Genomic DNA, 23858 nt, shown 5'->3' with positions numbered 1-23858 from the left:
TCAGCGCCGCACTCGGCTCCGGTCGGGTTGTTCCGGGCGCCGAACCGGCGCCCGGAACAACCGCGACCGATCATGCGTCCAACGTGGCCTCGTTCCACTCTCGGTCCACGGCGGAGTCGACTGTGGACATCACCTCGTCCAAGCGTCGTGCTACGTCGCCCACATTCGGCTCGGACATCATGCTCAGGTGATCGCCGGGCACCGAGATCACGGTGAATTCGCGACCCGCGTACGCCGTCCATCCGTTGTCTGCGGTGTCGAACATGGTGCCGATGGTCTCGTGCGCCACGTCGACGCCCGGCGGCAACCCCTCTTGCGCACGCAACAAGGTGATATCGCGCTCGTAGGGCGGGAGTTCATAGGCCAACATCGCAGAGTAGTTGGCGTGGAACACCCCGTAGAGTCGTCGCACGGCCTGTGGCGAACTGTCCGCCGGCAGGATGCCCGACCGCATCGACTCGGCGAGGATCGCCGCGAACAGCTCCTCGGAATCGTGCACATCGGGTTCGAATTCTTCCAAGGCGGACTGGCTACCGCGCGCATACCACAGCAACTCCAGGAAGAACCATCGAATCAATTGTTCTTCATCGATCGACACGCGTGTTCGGTCGCGCAATGCCATGGTGTCCAGCAACGTCACACTGGCTACATCGTGCTCGGGTAGCTGCCGAGCCATCTCCAACGCGACATAGCCACCGAAGGACCAGCCGGCCAGATGGTACGGCCCGCTCGGCTGCACCCGCCGAATTGCCGCCAGGTAGGACTCCGCGAGCGCCGACATCGTCCGCTCCGGCGTACTACCGGAGTCCGCGCCTGCCGCTTGCAGGCCGTACACCGGGCGGTCCGGCTCCAGATACCGCGCCACCGCCAGATAGCACAGCACATTTCCGCCGATCGGGTGTACCAGGAACAACGGGGTCTTGGCGCCACCTTCCCTGATCGGCACCAGCGGGTCGAACGTCCGGCGAACGCCTCCTGCGCGCACCAGTGCGGCGAGCTCGGCAGCGGTGGGCGCGCTGATGAACTCGTCCAACCGCACCTCCACACCCCACCGGCGGGACAATGCCAGCACGACACGCATGGCGCCGATCGAGGTCCCGCCCGCTGCGAAGAAGTCGTCGTCGACACCGAGCGCGCGCAGCCCCGCGTACTCCGCGAGCAGCTGCACCGTCGTCTGCTCGTACTCGTCGGCTGGTTCCCGAGGCGCCGTCGCCGCATCCGTGCCGTCCGCGCTGTACGCGCGCAACGTCGCATCGTCGCGTTTGCCGCTGGGCGTGCGGGGCAGCTCGTCGAGCCAAAGGAACCTCGACGGCACCATGTGCGCCGGCAGTTGCGCCCGCAGTTCGTGCCGAAGCGCCGCCAGGTCGGTACGGTCGGCCGCGCCGACCAAGAACGCGGTCAACGACCCATCGATGCCGCCGAAGTCGCGCGCCACCACGGCCACGTCGGTGATACCCGGGAACTTCTCCGTCGAACCGAGGATGCACAGTTCGACTTCGGCAGGTTCCACCCGGAAGCCGCGGATCTTGACCTGACTGTCGCTGCGCCCGAGGCACACGATGTCCCCAGAGGCGAGGCGGACCCCCAGGTCACCGGTGCGATAGCGGATTGCGCCCGCGTGGGCGGCCACGAATCGCGCAGCTGTGAACGCAGGTCTGCCCTCGTAGCCACGCGCCAGATTCCGGCCGCCGAGATAGATCTCGCCGATCGCCCCATCGGGCACTGGTCGCAGTGCGGTATCGAGCAACTCCACCGAATGACCGTCCACGGCGCGACCGATAGGTGGCAGCGGAGGGAACTCCTCGACGCGACCGTCGAGAGTGAACTTGGTGGCCACATGGGATTCGGTGGGGCCGTACTGGTTCTCCAACACCAGACCCGGCACCGCACGACACAGCGCACGAATCTCGTCGGTGATGCGCAGCTGCTCACCGGAGGAGATCAGCACCTTCAGTCCGGTCGGGAATGTCTGTCGTGCCACAGCGGCCTCGGCAAACGCCTGCAACGCCACGTACGGCAGGAACAGTCGCTCGATACCCTCCTCCACCACCGTGCTCAACAGCTGCTCGACATCCGAGCGCAAGTCCGCCCCACAGATCCGCAGCGTGGACCCAGCAGCAAGGGTGGTGAAGATTTCCTGGAACGACACATCGAAACTCAACGGCGCCAGCTGCAACGTGCTGCGCAGGTCGGTGCCGGTGCGCGAGCGGTTCTGCCAGTCCACCACTGCGGACAGGCCGCGATACGGCATCGCGACGCCCTTGGGTTCACCGGTCGACCCCGACGTGAACAGCACGTAGGCCACCGCGTCGGGATCGACGCGAGCGGGCAACACGACATCCGCGGCGGCCGATGCGTCGCCCAGCACAGCGGTGGAGTCCAGCACGACGACCCCGTCGGCAACCAGGTCTCGATAGGCGTCGTCGGCGATCACCCGGCGAGGGCGCGCTCGAGCGATCATCAGCTTCAGCCGAGCGCGCGGATAGCTGACATCCATCGGCACACATGCGGCGCCGATCCTGGCCAGCGCGAGGACGAGCACCACCGAATCGGGTCGGCGACGCAGCAGGATGCCGACCCGATCACCAGGTGACACGCCCGACTCGATCAGTCGTCGCGCCACATGGTCCGAACGCTCGAGCAGTGCGTCGTAGGTGATGGATTCATCGTCTCCGGCCACCGCAACGCGGTCGGGGTACAGTGCCGCAGCTTTGGCCACCCGCATGCTGACATCGTCGGCGGCCAGCAGCCCGACCCCTCGATCGATCGGCATGTCGGGCTCGGCGACAATACCGGCCAACATCGACAGCTCGGTGAGTGCCACCGCCTCGCACTGTTCGTCGGTCAGTGTGCGATCACCGTTGACCCGCAACCACATTCGACCGTCTCTGGGGTCGGTCGCCGCGGTCACCAGCAACTGGAAGTTGGTCTCCTCCCGAGCGTCGAAATCCAGCAGCCGCACCTCGTCCAACCCGAGCATGGGCGCGAACAGGTGGTAGTTGACGAAGTTGAACGCGGTCTCGATCACCGGTCCGCCGTCGGCGAGAATCGCCCGTAGCGGGTAGCGCCGGTAGGGGTAGGCTGCGCGTTCGCGCCGAGCGATCTGCTCCACTGCCGCGAGCCACGTGGTCGCGTCGCCGTCCAGTCGGATCGGCAGAGTATTGAGGAACAGCCCCGCCACTCGCTCGGCGCCTGCCCGGTCGGGGCGGCCGTGAGTGACCACACCGGTGGTGACGTCCGTCCTGCCGGTGAGTGTCCGCAGAGCGAGACAATGGGCGGCCAAATAGACTGTCTTCTCCGGAACCCGGTGGTGGGCGGCAAACGCCGCCACCTGCTGCGCCAAGCTGGTGGGAACCAGTACACGTGCGTGCCGTGCCCGCGCCGTATCCGAAGAATGCGCCCCGAGCGCGGCGAGGGCGGTGGCTTCGGCCCCGGCGAGCTCGGTCCGCCAGTGGTCACGGGCCGCGATGTCGTGCGCGCTGTCCTGCTCTGCCTGGGCGTATTCGGCCAACACGGCAGCCGAATGCACGGTGGTCGGGGTCTGGTCGGTCGAGCCGATGCGACTCAGATAGTCCAGCAACAATTCCAGAACCGAGGTAGCGACACTCCACCCGTCCAGCACGGCGTGATGGAAGCTGAACACCAGATCCACTGTCGTCGCGGACCTCGAGGAACCGGGACGAACGAACACCCGCATCGCGAACAGCGGAGCGACCGAGATGTCGTAGCGGGCGTGCGTCCGTTCCCGAAGGTAGTCCTCGATCAGGCGCTCGCCGACAGCGAGCGTGGTATCGCCGAGGTCGACGATATCCACGTCATAGGACGGGTCCACCTGCACGATCTGGAGCGGAATGGAATATTTGCTCAGCTCGAACGACGACCGCAGCGCCGGCTGGCGCGCCACCGCATTTGCGACGGCCGCACGAAAATGCTCACTGTCCCATGGCATTTCCAAGCGATATCGAAACGCATCCTTGTAGGTGGTCGAGTCGGCGCGTTCGATGCTGTGATACAGCATGCCCAACTGCAGAGCAGTCGCCGGGAATGCATCCTCGACGCGGTGCAGCGCAGCGCGATCGACCAGCGGCACCGTCTGCAATGGCGCCGTGATCTGCACGCGATCACCGCCGCTGCTGTCTCGCACGATACCCGCCAACGCGGCAATGGTCGGCGCCTGGTAAAAGGCGTCCACCTCGAAGGACAGCCCGACGCGCTCGGCAGCGGTACGTACGGAAAGCGCCAGGATGGAATCACCGCCATGGGTGAAGAAGTTGTCGTGCACCCCGATCGAGTCGACACCGAGCACTGTGCGCCATACCTGGACGAGCTGAGCCTCGATGGCAGTACGCGGCTCGCCACCTGCACGGCGCTCACCACCAGGGATGGAACCGACCTGTTCGGCGAGCGCAGTTCGGTCCAGTTTTCCATTGCGGGTCAGCGGGATTCGGTCTACCTCGACGAGCCGGGAAGGCACCATATAGCGGGGGAGCTCGGCCGCGAGACGCTGCGCGATCTGTTCGGCGGTCACTGTGGAGCCAACGAAATAGCCGACCAGTTGAACGCCGTGCACCTCGGATGCTTCGTCCACCACCGCGGACGCTCGCACGCCTGGGCAACCGAGGAGCGCATTGTTCACTTCGCCCAGGGTGACCCGGTTTCCGCGAATCTTCACCTGATCATCGAAACGACCGAGGTACTCGAGGTTGCCATCGGGCAACCACCGTGCCAGATCTCCGGTGCGATACCGACGACGTCCGATCACCGCGCGATCGTCCACGAAAGCAGCCGCCGTGAGCTCGGGGCGACCGCGGTATCCCCGGGCCACGCCGACACCAGCGATGTTCAACTCTCCCGGCACCCCGATCGGCACCCGCCGACCCGCATCGTCGAGCACCAGAAGATCGATATTGTCGATCGGACGGCCGATCGGTACGACCTCGAGTGGCTCGTCCTGCGGACAGTCGAAATAGGAGACATCGACGGTGGCCTCGGTCGGTCCGTAGAGATTCACCAACTCCGGCGCGGTCGCCGCGGCGTCGGCGAACACCGCCTGGAACCGACGCACCAATGCCGGCGGTAGTGCCTCACCGCTGCAGAACACCCTCCGCAGCGTGCTGATTCGCGCTATGACCGTCGTGTCGGCGACCAACTCGTCGACGAACGCGGCCAGCATCGAAGGCACGAAGTGCAGCACGGTCACCGCGTGTGTGTCGATCGCTTCGACGATGCGGCGCGGATCGCGCTCCCCGCCCGGCTCCAGCAACGCCACACCGGCGCCGGTGATCGCCCACCAGAACAACTCCCATACCGATACGTCGAAGGTGGCGGGAGTCTTCTGCAAGATCACGTCGTCGGACCGTAGTGGGTAGCGGCGTTGCATCCAGGTCAACCGGTTCACGACCGAACGATGTTCGATCATCACCCCCTTGGGCACACCGGTGGAGCCCGACGTGTAGATGAGGTAGCTCAGATCGGCCGGATGCGAGACGATTTCCATCCCGCGCCTGGGCACGATGTCTGCGACATCCACCCGGGTGACGCCGAGCTCGTCGAATACTGCTCGATGCTTCGGTCCAGCGGCCACCACTCGCGCCCCGCAATCGGCGAGCACGGTTTCGATGCGTGCGGACGGAAAGTCCGGGTCCAGGGGAACGTAGGCGCACCCCGCACGCAGCGTGCCGAAGATCGCGACGAGCATGTCCGGCGAACGGGACAGGACCACCGGAACACAGGCGTTGCCGGTCACGCCCAGACTACGCAGGCGAGCGGCAAAACCGTCTGCCAAGTCCGACAGTTCGGCAAAGCGCATCGGTGGCGCTGCGCCGCCTTCGGCCGAGTGGATCGCGACCCGGTCGGGATGTTCGGCAACCACCTCGGCGAACAAGCGATCGATCGTCGTGTACGGAAAGGCTGCCCGCGGCCCGGCTTCGAAATCGGCAATGGTGGCCAACTCCCGCCTGGAGGCCAGCGGCAAAGTTCCGATCGCGGCGCCCGGACGATCCAGCGCAGCGGTCAATAGCGAGCCGACACCGTGTGCGAACGAATCGAACGGGAGATTCTCGTCGAAAACGTCTTTGTCGTAATAGATGTGCAGGTTCAACAATCCATCGCGTGCGTGTTCGATGGCCAAGATGTTCACTGCTTGCAGCACAGTGCCCGGATTGACGACTTCGATGGTGTCCAGCAGCTTCTCGACGTGATCTGCGGAAGGCATCTTGATATAGGAGTACGACACGTCGAACAATGGAGGCGCGGTCGGATCGGAGCTGAGCGCCCGCGCCAGATCACCATACGGAAAGCTCTCATAGCGCTTGAGTTCCCGGATCTGCGCAGCCACTGCGGACGCTACGTGCGACAAGGGCTGCGTCTTGTCGACACGAATGCGCAACGGCAGCACATTGGTTCGATGTCCGGCGGTACGGAATGTCGCCTCGGTACGCCGATTGAGCATCGGGACTCCGATCACCACCTCGTCACAGCGATGGATCGCGGTCAGATAGGCCGCCAGCCCGGAGACGGTGAAGGCGAAGACGGAGAAGCCGGTTGCTCGGATTCGATCGAGGAAGGCCGATTCCACCAGAATGCGGCGGTGGCCCCGATCGACATTCGGGGTGGCCGCCCGGCCGGAGAACAACGCCGGAACCACGCCGTCGAACCGTTGGACCATTGCGTCACGGTCGGCCACCCACTGCGCGGAGGACAAGTATTCCTCGTGCTCGGCAGCGATCGACCGGTAGGTGACAACGCTGCGGTCGGTATGCTCGGTCGCCGGTTCCGGCTCTGCGAGCAGTTCCAGCGAAAGATCCGGATTGCAATAGTTGTGTATCAGGGAGGCCCAGAGCACGTTCATACCCCAGGCGTCGACCATCGCGTGTGGCATCGACACGTAGAGATGGAAGGTGTCCGGATTGTCGACCAGCGCCGCGACTCGGCACGGCTGCTGCGGCGGCGACGGTGCCATGTTGGCGTGGTTCACCCAGTCTCGGCGCGCTGCAGCAGGGTCCGCGGCCCCGCTGAAGTCGACCAATTCGACATCGGGCAGTTCGTCGGATACCCACTGCCAGAAACGCCCACCGGAAAACTCGAACCGAAGGCGCAGCGCATCGTCGCCGAGCAGCACTCGGCGGACCACGGCTTGCACCCGGGACAGGTCGAAGGGGTCGGCAATGTACGCGCAACAGGCATGCCTGGTCACGGGTGACGGGGCGTAGCGGAACGCCACCGACAACAGATCTCGCTGATATGCGCTGACCGGCCATGCCTCGGCGGGTCTGTCGGGGACGGAACTCGGTTCGGATGTCACAGAGTCACTCCTATCGCGACAGCCGCGATAGCGGCCGGTACGCTCCAACCAAGCCCACCCTGATCGTCGAAACGCACAGCAGATACCGCAGTTGTCGGGTTCACGAGTCGCGCGATCGAAGGTCACAATGGCGCGACTCGGTTGTTGAATAACGCTCGCCGACGATCAGCAGACCGACAGCAACGCCCGCACACTTTCGTCTGCGAGCCGTTCGGCACGATCGCGCGACACGGCGGGCTCGACGTAACCGATGTTGAGGAACAACGCATTGGGGGCAGCGTTCGCCGTAGCCATGACATGTCCGCTCACCGACATTCCGGAGACGAACTGCGCGCCTTCCAGCTGCCAGGAACCGATCTTCTCCGGGAACGGGTAGTGACCCAGGTAGGTCATGGCGAGATGTCCGGCGCCTCGAGTGTCCATGAATTGCACCATCGACCCACTGGCAGCCACCGACTTCGGCGCGGCCGCTTTCAACAGGTTCAACGTGTGGAAATGATCGCGCCGATCCACCCGCGTGGTGTATTCGCGGTCGATCTCGGCCGCGATGTCCCACAGCGAGGACCACCGCGCGCATGTGGCGGGGGTGGCGATCATGCTCTGATAGCCACCGACCTCACCGTCGGCGGCCGCACCCTCGAGGTGGTCTCGGAAGTCGACCGAACTACCGACGGTATAGCGGGTCGGCTTCTCGCTCCCGGCATCCTTGGCCGCCGCCATGACCAACGCCGCGGACAACGCCGATTGCAGACCGACGCCGCGGCGCGCGCAGCCGGCAGTGAGCGCCTCGAGCTGGTCGGCCTCCAGGCGACGATGCACGACGCGACTACGCCGCTCGCTCGGCGGCGCCGACACGGTCGGTTCCAGCCTGCGCGGCGTGCGTAGCAGCGACTTCTGTTCGCGGAGCACAGCGCCTGCCGTGCGCAGGGCACCCATTGCGCCGTGAAAGCGCTGCGGGAACATCTCTTCCGGACCCGGCCGCACGGGAGCGACAGGTCGGTCGTCGGCTTCACCGGCTGCCGCGCGAAGCACTTGCTCGGCGACCGACAATGCACTGCGGCCATCGGCGATGGCGAAATGCAGCGTGATGACGAGCTCGGTGCTGCCGTCGGTGTCGCTGATCAGCACCGCTCGTGCCAAAGGACCGGCACGCCAGTCGAACGGCTCGTGCAACTCGACCTCGTCGACTTCGGTCAGCCATGTTGTGCTGTCTTCGGATTCGATCACTCGCAAGGGAATGGGTGCCTCTACCGGCACGAATCGCGGTGTGGTGCCGTCGGGTTCGGCAGCGACCGCGACCCGCAGCAGCGGATGTCGTTGCTGGACGGCGTCGAGTCCGTGGCGGATCTGCTCGGTGTCGACCGGTCCGGTGATCCGCACGCGCGACAGGATGTGCAGCGGCGCCAACTGATCGGCAATCCAGTGCCAGCGTTCGAGCGGAGACAGCGGTCGCGGCAGCCGCGTGGTCGGGCCGTCCAACGGCGGAAACACCATCGGCTTGGTGAGCTCGCGCATCATGATGCCGGTGGGCGCATGCCGAAAGTAGCTGTTGCGTGCCTGCACCAGGCGTGGTTGGGCCACCTGCTCGACCTTGGCGACCTGAGCGGAATCGTTGACGAACGCCGCGGTGCGGCCCATACGTACCTGTTCGTAGCGGCGAAGACCCGCAACGGGATCGTTCGCAGCCAGCAGCATACGCGCGAGTACCACCCCGTCCTCGATAGCGGCGCAGGCACCCTGACCGCGACTCGGCAGCATCGCGTGCGCGGCATCGCCGAGCAACGTCACCCGACCACGACCCCACTGGGTCAACGGCGGGCGATCCTGGGCCGGTACGGCGAGTATAGCCGAGTCCGGAGTTTGCTCGATACATGCACGCACTTCCGGCGCCCAGTCGGCGTACAGGCGCAGCAACTCGTCCTTGCCGCCCTGCCAGTTCAGGGCATCGTCGATGGACATCGACCTGGTACCCCACCAGTACACTCGACCGTGCCCGATGTCGTGGATGCCGAAACGCATTCCGGCGCCCCAGAAATGTGCGGACGATCCGCGCGCGACCCAGGGATGTTCGAACGGGATACAGGCCAGCCAGCACAGGAAATTGCCCGGACGGGGCGCCGCACGGCCATGTAACTGGGCACGAACCATGGAGTGGATGCCGTCGGCGCCGACGAGCAGATCACCTTCGGCAACCCGGCCATCGGCGAATTCGACGCGCACGTGGTCACCGTCGTCGATGAACCGGGTGGCCTGCGCGGCAACAAAAGTCGGCGCATCACCGGTTGCGCCGACCAGTACATCGTGCAGATCGGCACGGTGCAGCGCGACCGAGGGACCTCCGACCTGGGCGTCGATTCGATGTACCGGCAGCGACCGAATGGGGCTGCCGTCGGAACGACAGAAACGGAAGGATTCTATCCGGCCGCCGCGTTCGAGTAATTGCTCGTCCAGTCCCAAATCGAGCGTACGTAGCGCATTGATTCCGTTGGCCTGCACCGAAAGACCGGAACCTTTGGCGCGAAGCTCGGGCCCCGCCTCGTATAATTCGACCTCGAAACCTGCTTGCCGGAGCGCTGCCGTGGCGGTCAGCCCCCCGATCCCCGCTCCGAGGACAACAACCTTGCCCGGACTGCTCATCGAACCTGCACTCTCGTCAAAACACGCTATGGCACAGGCGCTCTCGCCGTGACGAGGCGCCACGAGCAACACTGCCCGCAGCTTCTCGTCCCCCCTACACAGCCCCGACCGAAGGCGATATCGACCCCGGTCAGACAGACAGGGTGGGACACCTGTGCCTGACCGTCCCAAAGCCTACCGCTACCACGCAGTAGGCGCTAAGTCTGCTGCTCGGTGCGGGTGATGAATACACAATGTTTGCGGAAGGACCCAATTCGGTTTCACTGCACTGCAGTAACCCTGCCGTTCCCGGATTCGAAAAGTTCTCACAGATATGACGTGTCGTTCACCAGCCGCACCGATGAGCCACCATCCGGATAGAACTCGGCAAGGGACAACGAGGCCAGATCCAGATGCAGCCGATACAACAGCGAGGGTCCGACGTCGAGCGCCAGTTGCAGCAGCGTCTTGATCGGAGTCACATGGCTGATCACCACCACGGTTGTGCCGGGATACCGGTCGACCAGGTCGCGACGAGCCGCGTCCACCCGCTCGCGTACCTGGTCGAAACTCTCCCCTCCGGGCGCCGCGGTCGCCGGGTCGCCGAGCCACCGCGTGTGCAACTCGGGATCTCGCCGTGCGGTTTCGGCGAAGGTGAGGCCCTCCCATGCGCCGAAATCGGTTTCGATCAGCCCGTTGTGAACCTCGACCGATGTCTCCAAGGCGGAAGCCACCACCTGCGCGGTTTCCCGTGCGCGTGCGAGCGGAGAACTGACGACCGCGGCAACTCCGGCCTCGAGGGACAGCCTCTCGGCGGCGCGGGAGGCCTGGTGCCGACCCTGTTCGGTGAGCGGCGGATTGCCACGCCCGGAATACCGCCGTTGCACCGACAGCTCGGTTTGACCGTGGCGAAGCAACAGCAGTCGCGTAGGACGACCGGTGGTTGCGGTCCAACCGCCGCCGTGCCACATCGACGGTGCCCGACCGGCTCCCGCCTCCGGACCGTCGTCCGTTCGTCGTGACCGAGCACGCTCACCGTCGGCGAGGTCCGTGGAGGTGTCGTCGGTCGTTTCGGCCACCGAAGCGGCGTCGTCCATCGCCTCGTTCGCCAGCCGGTCGGCATGGGTGTTGCGCGCGCGCGGAATCCAGTCATAACTCACCCGCGCGAATCCCGCGGCCACCTCGCGTGCGCGGTCGGCGAGCGGAATCAGTGCCGCATGCTTGACCTTCCACCGACCGGACATTTGCTCGACCACCAGTTTGGAGTCCGTACGGACCTGGACGGACTCGGCGCCCAGCTCCCCGGCCGCCGTCAATCCGGCTATCAGTCCGTGGTATTCGGCCACGTTGTTGGTGGTGACGCCGAGGTATTCGCGCCGTTCGTCCAGTACCATGCCGTGGTCGGCGGAGTAGACCACCGCACCGTATCCAGCGGGACCAGGATTGCCGCGGGAGCCGCCGTCGGTTTCGACGATCACCTCGCGATGGGCTGCCCCGCGCGCACTGTGTGTGGTCGCACCCGATCCAGATGCGGTCACAGCCCCGATTCCCTGGTCCGCACCAGGATCGCACCGCATTCCGGGCAACGCGTGATCACCTCGGGGGCGGTCTTGGCGATACGCGCGATCTCACCACGGTCGAGTTCGATTCGACAAGCACCGCAGCGGCGAGCCTGCAGCAACGCAGCGCCCACACCATGTTGCGCCCGCTGCCGATCGTAGATCGCGAGCAACTCCGCGGGCAGTTGCGCAACCACACCGGCCCGATCGGCGTCGCAGCGAGTGGCCGCCACGTCCAGATCCGCCAGTGCTTCGTCGCGCCGCCGTTGCGCGGCGGCCATGTCCTCCTCGGATGTGCTCAGTCTGGCCCCGGCATGGTCGTAGTCGGCGGCCGAGGCCTCACGCCGCTCCATCACCTCGAGCAGTTCGTCTTCCAGCACCGAGCGGCGGCGCTCCAGACTGCCCAGTTCGTGTTGGATTTCCGAAAGCTGTTTGGCGTTCACCGTTCCCGCAGTGAGCATCGCCTTGTCTCGGTCCTCGCGCTTGCGTACCGCCTCGACCTCACCTTCCAACTTACGGATGTCCCGATCGAGGTCGTCCAGGGTGATCTCCACGGCCACCGCGGCGTCCTTGTGGGTATTGCGCTCGGCCTCCAGTCGGGTCACCTCCTCCTGCTCGGGCAGCACACCGCGGCGGTGCGCGATCCGAGTCAGCTCGGCGTCGACGGCGGCGAGCCGAAGCAGCTCGGCCTGGAGCGGGGGTTCGACATTCAACGCGGACAAACTCCTGGGCGGGGTGGATAGGACGATGTTCTACCGTACCCCCCGGACCCGCGACCGTGTGTCAGCTACCGGCGGGGCGGGTTTTGATGGCGTCGGTGGAGATGTAGACGTCGTATTCGCCGGGTACCGCGATCACCGCGTTGCCGTAGGCGGAGCGTACGAACGGCTGGGTCCACCAGCGACCTTCACGCATGTCGGCGAAGAAGTCCTGATCACCGCCCCCCAGAAAGATCTGCCTCTGCGTGGTCGCCTCCCCGTCCAAGCGCTGACCGTACAGGCGGCTGATCCGATAGCCGGAGTGAAAACCGAGGGCATTGACCCACGGATGCAGTTCGACGATCCCCGCTTGCAACACCCATAGGTCACCCTCGACCCGGTAGTTCTCGCGGTGTTCGGGACGGCCGTCGTCACCATAGAGGGTCAACGCAACGTCCAGGTGATGTTCCTGACCGGGCACCGGCTCGGCCACCACGTGCGCCGCCTTGATCTCTCCGGTCAGTCCCAGGTAGGTCTGCAGCAGCGTCGCAATCCACAGCAGTGTCGTCGCGACCACCAGCACGGCGAGCCCACCCGACCCACGCACGAGGGCAGCCCGCAGCCCGGTTCGGCGCAGCCCGAGCAGGCCGAATACCACCAGCGCTACTCCGAGTAACAGCAGAAGGACCAGGCCGATCCGCAGTGGACCGACATCGACCGGGAAGTTCATGCGGTAGTTCTACCCATGTGGGCGGTTCGACTCACACTCACCGGGCGGCCGTTGTGCGTCCATTGCCGTGACGCGCCGTCCACGCACCGATGTCACTACGCGCCAGCGTATTACCGGACCGTCCGATCGGCGTCAGCCCACTGCGGCCAGCGTCCACGGGTCGGTGCGCAGCGCGCTGACGGTGGTCTGGACATTCGGCAACGCAGTCCGGACCACAGCTTCCGCTTGCGCACACCATGGGAATTCGGTTGCCCAATGCGCCGCATCGATCAATGCGGGACCGCCCATGCGCAGGTGCTCGTCGACAGGGTGGTGGCGCAGGTCGGCTGTGACGTACACGTCCACGCCGAGCCGAGTCACCGCGTCCAGGTAGGAATCACCCGAACCGCCACAGACCGCCACGGTGCGCACGACGCGATCGGCCTCACCCGCGGCGCGAACACCCCACACCGTGGACGGTAGCGAGCGCGCAACACGATCGGTGAAGGCGCGAAACGATTCCGGTTGTCGCAGGGTGGCAATTCGGCCGATACCGAGCGACGAGGGCAGCGTCGCCCGCTCGGTGAGGTGATAGGCCGGATCTTCGTAGGGGTGGGCGGCATGCAAGGCGGCCAGCACGCTCGAGCGCGCCGACGGCGGCGCCACCACCTCGACGCGATCCCCCTCGACGCGATGCAGTTCACCGAGCGCGCCGTGGGTGGGCACCGCTGCCGCCACTGGACGAAACTGACTCGTCGCGCTCATCGACAATGCACATTCGCGATAGTTGCCGGCGCCACCGGCGCCGGCAGCGAACAGGGCTGCAAGTACGGCATCGGTGTGGGAGTCCGGCACGTGGATCACCCAGTTGTCCACGACGGACTCGGGTTTCGCCACCAGCGGGCCGGTCACGGCGAGCCCGAGTCTCGCCGCAAGCGCGTCGGAGACTCCCGGATCCGCACAGTCGGCGTTGGTGTGCGCGGTGAACAAGGCGCAACCAGAGCGGATGAGCTGATGCAGCAGTGCGCCTTTCGGCGTGCTCGCCGCGACGGTGTCGACACCGCGCAACAGCAGCGGGTGGTGCACCACCAGAGCTTCGGCACCCCATGCGATCGCCTCGCCCACCGTCGCCTCGGTTGCGTCGACTGCGAACATCACTCGGGTCGACTCCTGCGCCGGATCACCACAGACCAAGCCGACCGAATCCCACGACTCGGCCAAGGCTGGCGGGTACGCCGCGTCGAGTACCGCGATGAGGTCCGCGAGCGTGGTCATCGTCCACCTTCTTTCGTTTCGGTCGTGCACTGGTTTCGGTCGTGCACCGCGTTTCGGTCGTGGGGGCCGTTCGGTCGCGCAGGGTCGGCCCCCGCACGAACCGGGCAGCCCCATACATCCGAGGATCGAATCGCCGCGACCAAGCGGTCGACTTCCTCGACTCGGCGCACCGCAACCCGCAGATGATTCGGGCCCAGACCCGGGAACGTGTCGCCGCGCCGGACCGCGATGGCCTGGTCGGCGAGATGCTCGCGCAGCCGTTCGCCCTGCGGAACGCGCAGTAAGAGGAACGGTCCCCGGGCCGGGGTGTGCACCTCGACGCCGAGTGCGGTCAAGCGCTCGATCATCGCGGCGCGCGACGAAGCCAGCGCCTCGGCGCGCCGTTGCGCGTGCGCCACTGCCGCCGGGCTCGCCGTAGCGGTGATCGCCTCCAACTGCAGGGTGCCCAGCGGCCAATGTGCGCGGCCGTGCCCGAGGCGCGCGAGCAGGTCGGGTGCGCCGAGAAAGTAGCCGCAGCGCAGGCCTGCCAATGCCCAGGTCTTGGTGAGGCTGCGCAGCACCAGCACATCGGGCGCGGAATCGGCGGCGAGGGATTCGGGCTCACCGACCACCGCATCGGCGAAGGCTTCGTCCACCACCACGGTACGGCCCGGGCGACGCAGCGCTCGGATGGCCTCGGCCGGGTGCAACACCGAGGTCGGGTTGGTCGGGTTACCGAGTACCACCAGGTCGGCCTCGTCGGGCACCGCAGATGGATCGAGCCGATACGGTTGTCGCAGCACGACCCTGGCAACCGGTATTCCGGCCGCACGCAGGGCGAACTCGGGCTCGGTGAACGATGGGTGCAGCACTGCGGCCAGACGAGGCGCCAGACGAGGCAGCATCGCGAATCCCTCCGCGGCGCCCGCCAACAGCAGCACCTCGTCGGGGGTGCGGTGGTGTCGGACCGCGACCGCACGGCACGCGGCGGTGGTGTCGGCGACACTCGGGTAGCGGCCCAGGTCCGACAGCCGCGAGGCCAAACGCCGCCGCAACCACTCCGGCGGTGCGATGCCCTGGACGTTCACGGCGAAATCGAGCATGCCCGGGTGCGTGTCCGCGTCGCCATGGTGGCGCAGTTTCACGGGGTCGATACGGTCCTCGAGCACGAGACCCCACCCTACGTGGCGGTCCCCGAACCGGACCGGCGACAATGACAGGCGTGGGTCAGTTGCACGTCGCGTTCGTCTGCACCGGGAACATTTGCCGCTCCCCGATGGCCGAAAAGATGTTCGCGGCACACCTGTACCGAGCAGGGCTGGCCGACCGGGTGCGGGTCGACAGCGCCGGAACCCAGTCGTGGCACGTCGGCGCCGAGGCCGATCCACGAACCAGTCGGACTCTGCGCAAGTACGGCTATCCCACAGGGCACGTTGCCGCAGTGTTCGGCACCGAACATCGCAGCGCCGATCTGGTGGTCGCGCTCGATCGCTCTCACCAGCGCGAGCTGGACCGCCTCGGAGTGGCGCGGCAGCGACTGCGACTGCTGCGGACCTTCGATCCCGTCGCCGACGACGAGGAGGTCGCCGACCCCTACTACGGCGGCACCGCGGACTTCGAACGCGTGCACGACCAAATCGCGGCGGCCATCCCTGGTCTGCTCGAATGGGTGCGCCTCGAACTCGATCGCGCCAGGTGAGGTCGATGCGCAAACTCACCTTCCTGTTACGCCCCAGCTGGGTGATTCTGGCGGTGGTGGTCGTGGCGTTCGCCTATCTGTGCTTCACGGTGCTCGCACCATGGCAACTCGACAAGAATTCGGCCACGGTGCACCGCAATCAACTGATCACCGACTCGATGCGCACCGATCCGGTCGAGGTCACAACCGTGCTCTCCGGCACGGGTGAGGACACCGAGTGGCGGCGTGTCGTCGCTTCGGGCAGCTATGTACCGGATTCGACGGTCTTGGTGCGCTTCCGACACCTCGAGAAAGCCCCCGGGTACGCAGTACTGGCAGCCTTCGCGCTGGAAGACGGGCGCCTGCTGCTCATCGATCGTGGGTTGGTGGCGGCAGTCGACGGCTCACGCCCGCCCGAGATTCCGCAGCCACCGTCCGGATCGCAACGCATCGAAGCCCTGGTCCGAAAGTCGGAGGGCGTCGCGCCGGGCAAGGACCCGAGCGTCCAAGACGGCTACCGCCAGGTGTATTTCATCGACGTCGCCCAAGAATCGGTGGTCTTGGGCGCGCCTCTCACCCCTGTTCCGACGGGCGAACGCGGCGGCTACCTGCAACTGCGGGACAACCAGCCCGGTGCACTCAGCCCGCCTCCACTGCCGCAGCTCGACACTGGCCCATATCTGTCCTACGGCCTGCAGTGGCTGGCCTTCGGCATCATGGCTCCCCTGGGCCTGGGCTACTTCGTCTACGCCGAGATTCGGCAGCGGAAGAAGAGGAAAGTCGCGGTGTCCTCGCCTCCCGATACGGCGAGTGCCGAAGTCGATGCCTCGACCGCGAAGCCGTCGAACAACGCCCCGTCGACGACCGCGGATCGTCTCGCCGATCGCTACGGCCGTCGCTGAGCCTCAGCGCTCGACGACCACGACAGCCGCGGCGAGCAATGCTGCGGCGAGCTGCACGACTTCGGAGAGGTGAACCGCGCGACGCAGGTCCTCGACGTCGGGAGCAGGACCGTCACCGAGCCGCGGTCGCAGCTCGACGCCATGCGGGTACCGAGTGCGGCCACCCAACCCGACCCCGAGCGCGCCGGCCATCGATGCTTCGACCACCCCGGCATTGGGGCTGGGGTGGTGCCTGCCCTGGCGCCGCCATGCGCGCAACGCCGTGGCGGGGTGTCCGCCGATTATTGGCGCGAGCACGACCGTGAGCAGGCCGGTGATTCGTGCCGGCGCGAGATTGGCGATATCGTCGGTACGCGCGGCGGCCCACCCGAAATGTCGGTACCGTGCGTTCCGATAGCCGACCATCGCGTCCAGCGTATTGATCGCGCGATACCCGAGCAGGCCGGGCACCCCCGCCACCGCGCCCCACACCAGCGGAGCGACGGCCGCGTCGGAGGTGTTCTCGGCGACGGACTCGATCGCAGCGCGCGTGAGCCCCTCCGCATCGAGCACTTCCGGGTCACGCCCGCACAAGGCGGGTAGCAGCGCCCGAGCGCCGGCTACATCGCCGACGGCCAGTCGATCGGCCATCGCACGACCGGTACGCACCAGGCTGCGACCGCCGAGCACCGTCCAGGTCGCGATCGTGGTCGCGGCGATGCCGCGACCGGCGGCGACACCGAGTCCGATGACCGTGCCGACCGCAACGGTCTCGTGGACCAATCCCGCGGTACGCCGGTCGGCATAGGTGACCGACTCCAACGCGGCCGCCGCGGAGCCGAATCCTGCCACGGGATGCCATCGCCGAGGGTCGCCGGCCAGTCGATCGAGTGCGAACCCGAGCAACAACCCGACCGCGATGGTGGTCTGTTTCCGCACCGGGCTAGGTTAACCGACGAACACGCCGACCTGCGCGGATCGGCCGGCCAGCGGGAGCTGCGCTCGGTAATGTCACACTGGGTCCCCCGGCGTCGTCGGCATGCCGAACGACCCACGCACTCGCTCCGCCGAGGCCGAACAACGAACGGCTGACACCAGTGACTTCCGAACAGCTCTCTCCCGAACCCCTCGACCGAGCCGACCTGGCCAGACGTTTCGAGGAGCATCGTCCGTATCTGCGGCGACTCGCCTACAGCACACTCGGCAGCCTCGCCGACGCCGACGATGTCGTGCAGGACGCGTGGCTGCGTTTGCAGCGGCAGCACGAGGCAGGCGCGGCAGGTGAGATCGACAACCTGCGCGCGTGGCTGTCGCGGGTGACCGGTCGGCTGGCGCTCGACTACCTCGGCTCCGCCCGGGTGCGCCGCGAACAGTACGTGGGGGAATGGCTCCCGGAGCCGGAGGTGACCACATGGGACGACCCGGCCGACCGAATCGCTCAGGACGAGCGCGTCACGACCGCCCTGCTGATCGTTCTCGAATCCTTGTCTCCGGCCGAGCGCACCGCCTTCGTTCTACAGGACATCTTCGGTATGAGCGGTCGGGAGGTCGCCGAGGTGGTCGGACGCACCCCGGCAGCGGTGCGTCAACTCGCCTCCCGCGCGCGTAAGCATGTCGAAGACGGGACGCCGCGCTTTCCTGCGTCCAACGATGAGCAGAAGTCGGTGGTCTCGGCGTTTGCGTTGGCTCTGCGTTCCGGTGACTTCCGCGCTCTGCTCGGGGTCCTCGACGCCAATGTGAATCTCACCGCCGACGGCGGCGGGAAGGTGCCCTCGGTCCGTCATCCGGTCCGTGGCGCCGAACTGGTGGCCAGGCTGCTGCTCGGGTGGTACCACTCGCCATCCGCCGCCGGCGCGTGGGCCCGCGCCGCCTTGGTCAACGGCCAGCCGGGATTGGTGTTGTTCGACGGCCGGCACACCGGCGTCTATTCCTTCACCATCGACAACGGCCGGATCGTGGCGATCGACGCGGTCCGCAACCCGGACAAGCTGCACGACCTGCCCACCAGCGGACAGCCCGACTGGTACCTGGGTGCGGGTCACGACCGGCCGTAGCCGACGACAGCCGCGTGCGCGACTCGGCGCCGCGATCAGCCGGCGACGAGTCGCGGCGACCGATCGTGCGCGGCAGCGACTTCGGTCGACAGCAGGCGACCTGCATCCGCAGTGAGCCCGTGGCCGAGGTCCGGATTCGCCGCACATGCCTCCTGCCAGCCGAGATCGGCAATAGCGCGCACATACGGCAGGGTGGCGTTGGTGAGTGCGATCGTCGAGGTGTGCGGGACCGCGCCGGGCATATTGGCGACGCAATAGAACAGGGCGTTCGCCACCGGGAAGGTCGGGTTGGCGTGCGTCGTCGGGCGTGAGGCGGCGAACGATCCTCCTTGGTCGATGGAGATATCGACCAACACCGCACCGGGTCGCATGTCGGCGACCAGATCGTCGGACACCAGCTTCGGTGCCCGCGCGCCGGGGATCAACACCGAGCCGATCACGAGATCGGCCGAACGTACCGACCGGTCGATCTCGGCGGCGTTCGACGCGATGGTCGTGACCGCACCCTGAAACTGCGCGTCGAGTTCGCGCAATCGGCGCAGGTTGGTGTCGAGCACGCTCACGCGGGCGCCCAGACCGACAGCCACGGTGGCGGCATTCGCGCCCGCGACACCGCCGCCGAGCACGACCACCTCCGCAGGACGCACACCCGGGACACCGCCGGGCAACAGCCCGGCACCGCCCAGTGGCGCCATCAGGTGGTAGGCCCCCACCTGGACGCTCAGCTTGCCCGCGATTTCACTCATGGGCGCCAGCAGCGGTAGCGATCCGTCGACTGCGCGGACCATCTCGTAGGCGATCGCGGTGACCCCGGAACGCAGTACGGCGTCGGTGCACGCGTACGAGGCCGCCAGATGCAGGAAGGTGAACAGCACCTGTCCGCGGCGCATGCGTGGATATTCTTCGGCGATCGGTTCCTTCACTTTCAGCACCAACTCCGAGTCCTGCCACACCTGAGTGGCCTCCGGCACCAACTGCGCTCCGGCCGCGGCGTAATCGGCGTCGGGAAACCCGGATCCGATTCCAGCGCCGGTCTGCACCAGCACGTCGTGCCCGCCTCGAGTCAGCTCTGCGCAGCCCGCCGGGGTGAGGGCCACTCGGAACTCTTGCTCCTTGACCTCCCGTGGTATTCCTATCCGCATATCGCCATCGTGGCCCTCGTACGGCGCCCGCGCCACGACCGACGCGCCGAGGAGCCCGATCCCGTTCGCTCGAATGCGACCGCCCAATATCAAACACAGCAGGAAAACACACCGAAAACAAGATGTGAAACAAAACACCTATTTCGAGTCCGGTACCACGATGACTGATACCATTCGTCGAGCGCGCCCGGCGGCCCGGGTTCTGCGGTCTACGTCGACTGCGCCAGCTGGTACCACAGCGAGCCCACCCGGGTCGATGGGAGGTCGGGTGCGCAGGCAGGAGGTATCACGGTGTCGTATACGCAGTCGGGCAGGACCGGACTCGAGGGCCGAATAAGCGTCGCCGACATCGCGGCTCAGCCAGGCGGAATCGAGGCACTCCAGCGCAGGGTTCACGAACTACGGTCCCGCGGTGTCGACTTCGCGGCGAATGCCATCGAAAAGGAAATGGCGGAGCTGGATCTGCCGCATCGATAGCCTCGATCCGCACCTCGTCGCCGATCCACGACGCCAGCCATCGAGATCGGCGCAGCGACCATGCGCGGCGGTGGTCGGTCCGCCCGATCAGTGCGTCGTCAGGGCACGCCGAACGCGGACTCGACGAGCCGGTCCAACTCACCCAGTGCAGCGCGGTCGGGCGGGTGGTGCTCGATCAACTCGCGAACCAGGTCGATCACCGCTGCCGAACGCGGCAGCGTCGGGTCGGGCAACGGCATCCGCGACACATACTCGGTGGTCCATCGCCGCCGGTGCGAATACAGTCGATTGCCACAACTGACGTCGTAGAACCGCACGCCGAAGCTCGAATTGGCCACACCCATCAGCAGATAGGCCAGCCGCAGAGCATCGACCGGCACGCGCGACAGTTCGGGCAGCGAAATCCAGTAGCAGTCGCCATTGACCACCGCACCCGAGCGGTCCAAGGCGAAACGCGGGCGGTCACTGATGTCCGGGAAAACCACCTTCGGTTCCCGCCACAAGCGCGGGCGCTGCGGGACCCAGATCTCGAACCAGGCTCGACCACTGTCGATGAGGTAGCGGCGCCCGGCCAACGCCTCCTTGTTGGCCGACAGGTACGCGGCCGCGGCGGGAAAGTCGGCGAAATCGATCGGTGTAGGCCGCGCGTGGGCCGGATCGTACGGGTAGAGCACGCGCAGATCGGGGCGACACGTGGCCCGCCAGGGTGCCAGTTCGCGGTGGGTGAGCAACGCACGCAACAACTCGGGCTCGGGGCAGGGGTCGGCGTCGGCCCATCGGTCGGAGATGAATATGCGGTCGGCAGTCGTCTTGATCCCTACGCGGACGCGTGCCACCTCACCGAAGGTGCGCCACGTCCTCGCCTCGACCCGCGCCAACCAGGAATCGACCGCCGCGTGGGACATCCGCCAGCCCCACTGTGGCAGGGACGCCCCGCCGCCACTGCGCGCGGTGCCCCTGTCGCGCGTGGACCGTCGCCCTCGGGCCGTCGGCGGCGCACTACCTCGCGCCCTCGACTCTGCGCCGGTCAGCAGCGTGCCGGCCTCGATGGCGAAGACGCGCCCCTTGTGCCCAACAGTCGCAGGATGCTGCGTGACCAGTGCGTCGAAGAGACTCAGCGCGCACGTCGGGCGTCCAGCGGTCTCATAGATCGAGATATAGCGACAGCCACCCCGATAGTCGGCCCGCCGCGCAATGATGATCGCCGGAAGCACTGCTGCGGCGAACAGCTTGGTATCCCCCAGGTCGTACAGCTCGATCGGCGACAGATCGGACAGCAGCAGGTCACGAATGTTCGCGCCGGCCTTGGTAGTGAGAAATCTGTTGGCGCACAACAAGCCGAGCACACCGCCGCCGGCCAACAACCGGGGCAGTGTCGCCACGAACGGATGGGTCAGGTCGATCCGTCCATGCAATCCGAATCGCCTGCGTAGCAGGTGCGCAGTCGACCCGCCGAGCTGCTGGGTACGGACATACGGCGGGTTCGTGATCACCGCGTCGAACGAGCCCTGCGTCAGCCGGGTCCCGGCAGCGAGAAAGTCTGCCGCATACCATCGGGCAGCCACTCCGGCTGCCTCGGCCCGCTCGCGTGCCGCCACAATCGCCTGCGCGTCGAGATCGTACCCGGTCAGCACCAGTCTCATGCCCGGGAACCGGGCGGTCGCCTCGGTGTGCGCCGCCAACAACAGTTCGCCGTTGCCGCACGCCGGATCGAGCACGCGCAAAACCCCCGCCTGCGACGGCGCGGCCTGAGATACCACACGGTGCGCGAGGAACCGGGCCAGTGCAGGCGGCGTGTAGTGCCGGCCGAACCGTTTGCACTCCCCGGCTGCGGGATCGGCGACGGCAGGCGCCGGATCCCGCCTCTGCTTGGCCGACCGGTATCGCCTCTCGGCGGGCATAGCACGATTGTGCCTCGTTGGGCGGCCAGTATGCGCCCTCGAAGCGATACCGCGCCCGCAGGCAGATCACTCAGAGGGGAATGTTCTTGTGGTGGCTGGCTCGCACAGGCGCCGCGGACAGTGCCGCGGCAATGATGCTGCGCGTCTTCGCTGGATCGATCACCTGGTCCACGACGCCGATCTCCACCGCGCGATCGACGCCGCCCGCGATGCGCTCGTGCTCGGCCGTCAACTGTGCATGCAGCGCTTCGCGCTCATCGTCCGGTGCGGCGGCGAGGGCCTTTTTGTGCAGAATGCCGACCGCGGCCTTGGCGCCCATAACCGCCACTTCCGAATTCGGCCACGCGTAGACCGCGGTCGCACCGAGAGCCCGGGAGTTCATCGCGATGTAGGCGCCACCGTAGATCTTGCGCGTCACCAGGGTCACCCGTGGAACGCGCGCCTCGGCGAACGCGTGCAACAGTTTCGCGCCGCGACGGACCACCCCGTCCCATTCCTGGCCGACGCCGGGCAGATACCCAGGAACGTCGGTGAGCACGACCAAGGGAATACCGAATGCGTCGCACAACCGGACGAATCGTGCCGCCTTCTCCGCGCTTTCGGAATGCAGGCAACCACCGAGCCGGATCGGATTGTTGGCCAGAACCCCGACTGTGCGGCCGCCGAGGCGACCGAGGCCGGTGACGATACTGCGAGCGTAGAGTCCTTGCAGCTCCTCGAACGTCGATTCGCCGTCGACATTGTCGAGCAACTCGTGAACGATCGGTCGCACGTCGTAGGCGCGCCTGGGCGAATCGGGCAGCATCGCCTGGAGATCGACATCTCCGTGCTCGGCTGCGACCGGATCGAATTCACCCTGTTCGACGAACATCGACACCAGGCGGCGCGCGCGATGTATCGCATCGGCCTCGTCATGGGCGACGATGTGGGTGACGCCGGACTTCTTGCCGTGTGTCTGCGGCCCCCCCAGGGTGGCCATGTCCACGTCCTCGCCGGTCACGCTACGCACGACGTCCGGACCGGTCACGAAGACCCGGCCTTCTGGAGCCATGATCACCAGATCGGTCAGCGCCGGACCGTAGGCGGCGCCGCCGGCGGCGAAGCCGAGTACGACGGAGAGCTGTGGAACCAGTCCGGATGCGCGGACCATGGCTTCGAACACCTGCCCCACGGCATGCAACGCCTCGACGCCTTCGGCCAGGCGCGCCCCACCCGAGTGCCACAGCCCGATCACCGGGGTGCGGGAATCGATGGCCGTATCGATGGCGTCCACGATGTGCTTGCAGCCCGCCACACCCATCGCCCCACCCATGATGGTGGCATCCGAGCAGTAGGCCACGGTGCGGACGCCGTCCACCTCGCCGATGGCAGCGAGCACACCGGATTTGTCGCGTGGGTGGAGCGCGAGAATCGTGCCGTGATCGAACAGACGCTCCAGTCGACCGAGCGGATCGCGCGGATCGGGCGTCGTCCGTTGCGGCAACGCGGGAGCGATGACAGTCATCGCAATGGTCTCCTCATCTCGATGGACGTGCCCCTGCCACGGTTGCGTCCATAAGCGCCTGGGCGGGTCGCCATTCGGTGGC

The 23858-nt window shown here is 66.7% G+C and carries 15 protein-coding genes; 4 read left to right on the top strand and 11 right to left on the bottom strand.

The genetic code is table 11. The features are described from left to right. Window positions 1–70 precede the first annotated feature (70 nt). From K940_RS27690 to cobC, 7 genes are all read right to left on the bottom strand, one after another. Window positions 71–7303 carry a non-ribosomal peptide synthetase gene (locus K940_RS27690; RefSeq protein ID WP_051407051.1) on the bottom strand — a complete coding sequence of 2411 codons (7233 nt, stop codon included), beginning with the start codon at window positions 7301–7303 and terminating at the stop codon, window positions 71–73. A 165-nt stretch (window positions 7304–7468) separates the two neighbouring features. Beyond that, window positions 7469–9940: an FAD-dependent monooxygenase gene (locus tag K940_RS32260; RefSeq protein ID WP_036528106.1), complete on the bottom strand. Its 2472-nt coding sequence runs from the start codon at window positions 9938–9940 to the stop codon at window positions 7469–7471. Between the two features lie 305 nt (window positions 9941–10245). Beyond that, window positions 10246–11457: a bifunctional RNase H/acid phosphatase gene (locus tag K940_RS0109705; protein ID WP_231390304.1), complete on the bottom strand. Its 1212-nt coding sequence runs from the start codon at window positions 11455–11457 to the stop codon at window positions 10246–10248. Then, the gene (locus K940_RS0109700; RefSeq protein WP_028477365.1) at window positions 11454–12191 is read right to left on the bottom strand and encodes a zinc ribbon domain-containing protein; all 738 of its coding nucleotides are present in this window, start codon (window positions 12189–12191) and stop codon (window positions 11454–11456) included. The genes K940_RS0109705 and K940_RS0109700 overlap by 4 nt, the downstream gene beginning before the upstream one ends. Before the next feature lie 70 nt (window positions 12192–12261). Then, window positions 12262–12906 carry a hypothetical protein gene (locus K940_RS0109695; RefSeq protein WP_028477364.1) on the bottom strand — a complete coding sequence of 215 codons (645 nt, stop codon included), beginning with the start codon at window positions 12904–12906 and terminating at the stop codon, window positions 12262–12264. A 132-nt stretch (window positions 12907–13038) separates the two neighbouring features. After that, the gene (locus K940_RS0109690; RefSeq protein WP_028477363.1) at window positions 13039–14160 is read right to left on the bottom strand and encodes a Nif3-like dinuclear metal center hexameric protein; all 1122 of its coding nucleotides are present in this window, start codon (window positions 14158–14160) and stop codon (window positions 13039–13041) included. Continuing rightward, a complete protein-coding gene (gene cobC / locus K940_RS27680) occupies window positions 14157–15308 on the bottom strand; it encodes an Rv2231c family pyridoxal phosphate-dependent protein CobC (protein ID WP_081706253.1) in 1152 nt (383 codons plus the stop codon). The genes K940_RS0109690 and cobC overlap by 4 nt, the downstream gene beginning before the upstream one ends. 44 nt (window positions 15309–15352) lie before the next feature. Here cobC and K940_RS0109680 point away from each other — a divergent pair, with 44 nt between their 5' ends. Continuing rightward, window positions 15353–15838: a low molecular weight protein-tyrosine-phosphatase gene (locus K940_RS0109680; RefSeq protein WP_028477362.1), complete on the top strand. Its 486-nt coding sequence runs from the start codon at window positions 15353–15355 to the stop codon at window positions 15836–15838. 5 nt (window positions 15839–15843) lie between these two features. Continuing rightward, a complete protein-coding gene (locus K940_RS0109675; RefSeq protein WP_028477361.1) occupies window positions 15844–16719 on the top strand; it encodes an SURF1 family protein in 876 nt (291 codons plus the stop codon). 3 nt (window positions 16720–16722) lie between these two features. Here the strand turns inward: K940_RS0109675 and K940_RS0109670 are convergent, their stop codons facing one another. Further along, window positions 16723–17637 (bottom strand): cobalamin biosynthesis protein, encoded by a 915-nt coding sequence (locus K940_RS0109670; RefSeq protein WP_028477360.1) that lies wholly within the window; start codon window positions 17635–17637, stop codon window positions 16723–16725. A gap of 158 nt (window positions 17638–17795) precedes the next feature. Here K940_RS0109670 and sigJ point away from each other — a divergent pair, with 158 nt between their 5' ends. Next, entirely contained in the window at window positions 17796–18752 is a 957-nt protein-coding gene (gene sigJ / locus K940_RS0109665; RefSeq protein ID WP_028477359.1) for an RNA polymerase sigma factor SigJ, read from the top strand. 35 nt (window positions 18753–18787) lie between these two features. On the opposite strand, the gene ald is transcribed toward sigJ, so the two are convergent. Beyond that, on the bottom strand, window positions 18788–19894 hold the full coding sequence (gene ald / locus K940_RS0109660; RefSeq protein WP_028477358.1) for an alanine dehydrogenase: 1107 nt from the start codon (window positions 19892–19894) through the stop codon (window positions 18788–18790). Between the two features lie 291 nt (window positions 19895–20185). On the opposite strand from ald, the gene K940_RS0109655 reads away from it, so the two are divergent. Then, on the top strand, window positions 20186–20371 hold the full coding sequence (locus K940_RS0109655; protein WP_028477357.1) for a hypothetical protein: 186 nt from the start codon (window positions 20186–20188) through the stop codon (window positions 20369–20371). 98 nt (window positions 20372–20469) lie between these two features. On the opposite strand, the gene K940_RS27675 is transcribed toward K940_RS0109655, so the two are convergent. Next, window positions 20470–22272, bottom strand: a complete 1803-nt coding sequence (locus K940_RS27675; RefSeq protein WP_051407050.1) for an N-6 DNA methylase — start codon at window positions 22270–22272, stop codon at window positions 20470–20472. Window positions 22273–22342: 70 nt separating this feature from the next. Continuing rightward, window positions 22343–23776, bottom strand: coding sequence for an acyl-CoA carboxylase subunit beta (locus tag K940_RS0109645; protein ID WP_028477356.1), 1434 nt, complete (start codon window positions 23774–23776; stop codon window positions 22343–22345). Window positions 23777–23858: the final 82 nt, after the last annotated feature.

It is taken from the genome of Nocardia sp. CNY236 (assembly GCF_000482385.1).
In the GTDB taxonomy this organism is placed as follows: Bacteria; Actinomycetota; Actinomycetes; order Mycobacteriales; family Mycobacteriaceae; genus Nocardia.
Note: the sequence above shows the minus strand (reverse complement) of the source record. Positions and strands in the feature narration are given on the sequence as shown.

Excerpts from the sequence above, each read along its gene's own strand:
- K940_RS27675 (WP_051407050.1), bottom strand. The coding sequence starts at position 22,272 with ATGCCCGCCGAGAGGCGATACCGGTCGGCCAAGCAGAGGCGGGATCCG.
- ald (WP_028477358.1), bottom strand. The coding sequence starts at position 19,894 with ATGCGGATAGGAATACCACGGGAGGTCAAGGAGCAAGAGTTCCGAGTG.
- K940_RS0109695 (WP_028477364.1), bottom strand. The coding sequence starts at position 12,906 with ATGAACTTCCCGGTCGATGTCGGTCCACTGCGGATCGGCCTGGTCCTT.
- K940_RS32260 (WP_036528106.1), bottom strand. The coding sequence starts at position 9,940 with ATGAGCAGTCCGGGCAAGGTTGTTGTCCTCGGAGCGGGGATCGGGGGG.
- K940_RS0109675 (WP_028477361.1), top strand. The coding sequence starts at position 15,844 with ATGCGCAAACTCACCTTCCTGTTACGCCCCAGCTGGGTGATTCTGGCG.
- K940_RS0109645 (WP_028477356.1), bottom strand. The coding sequence starts at position 23,776 with ATGACTGTCATCGCTCCCGCGTTGCCGCAACGGACGACGCCCGATCCG.
- K940_RS0109680 (WP_028477362.1), top strand. The coding sequence starts at position 15,353 with ATGACAGGCGTGGGTCAGTTGCACGTCGCGTTCGTCTGCACCGGGAAC.
- K940_RS0109690 (WP_028477363.1), bottom strand. The coding sequence starts at position 14,160 with ATGACCACGCTCGCGGACCTCATCGCGGTACTCGACGCGGCGTACCCG.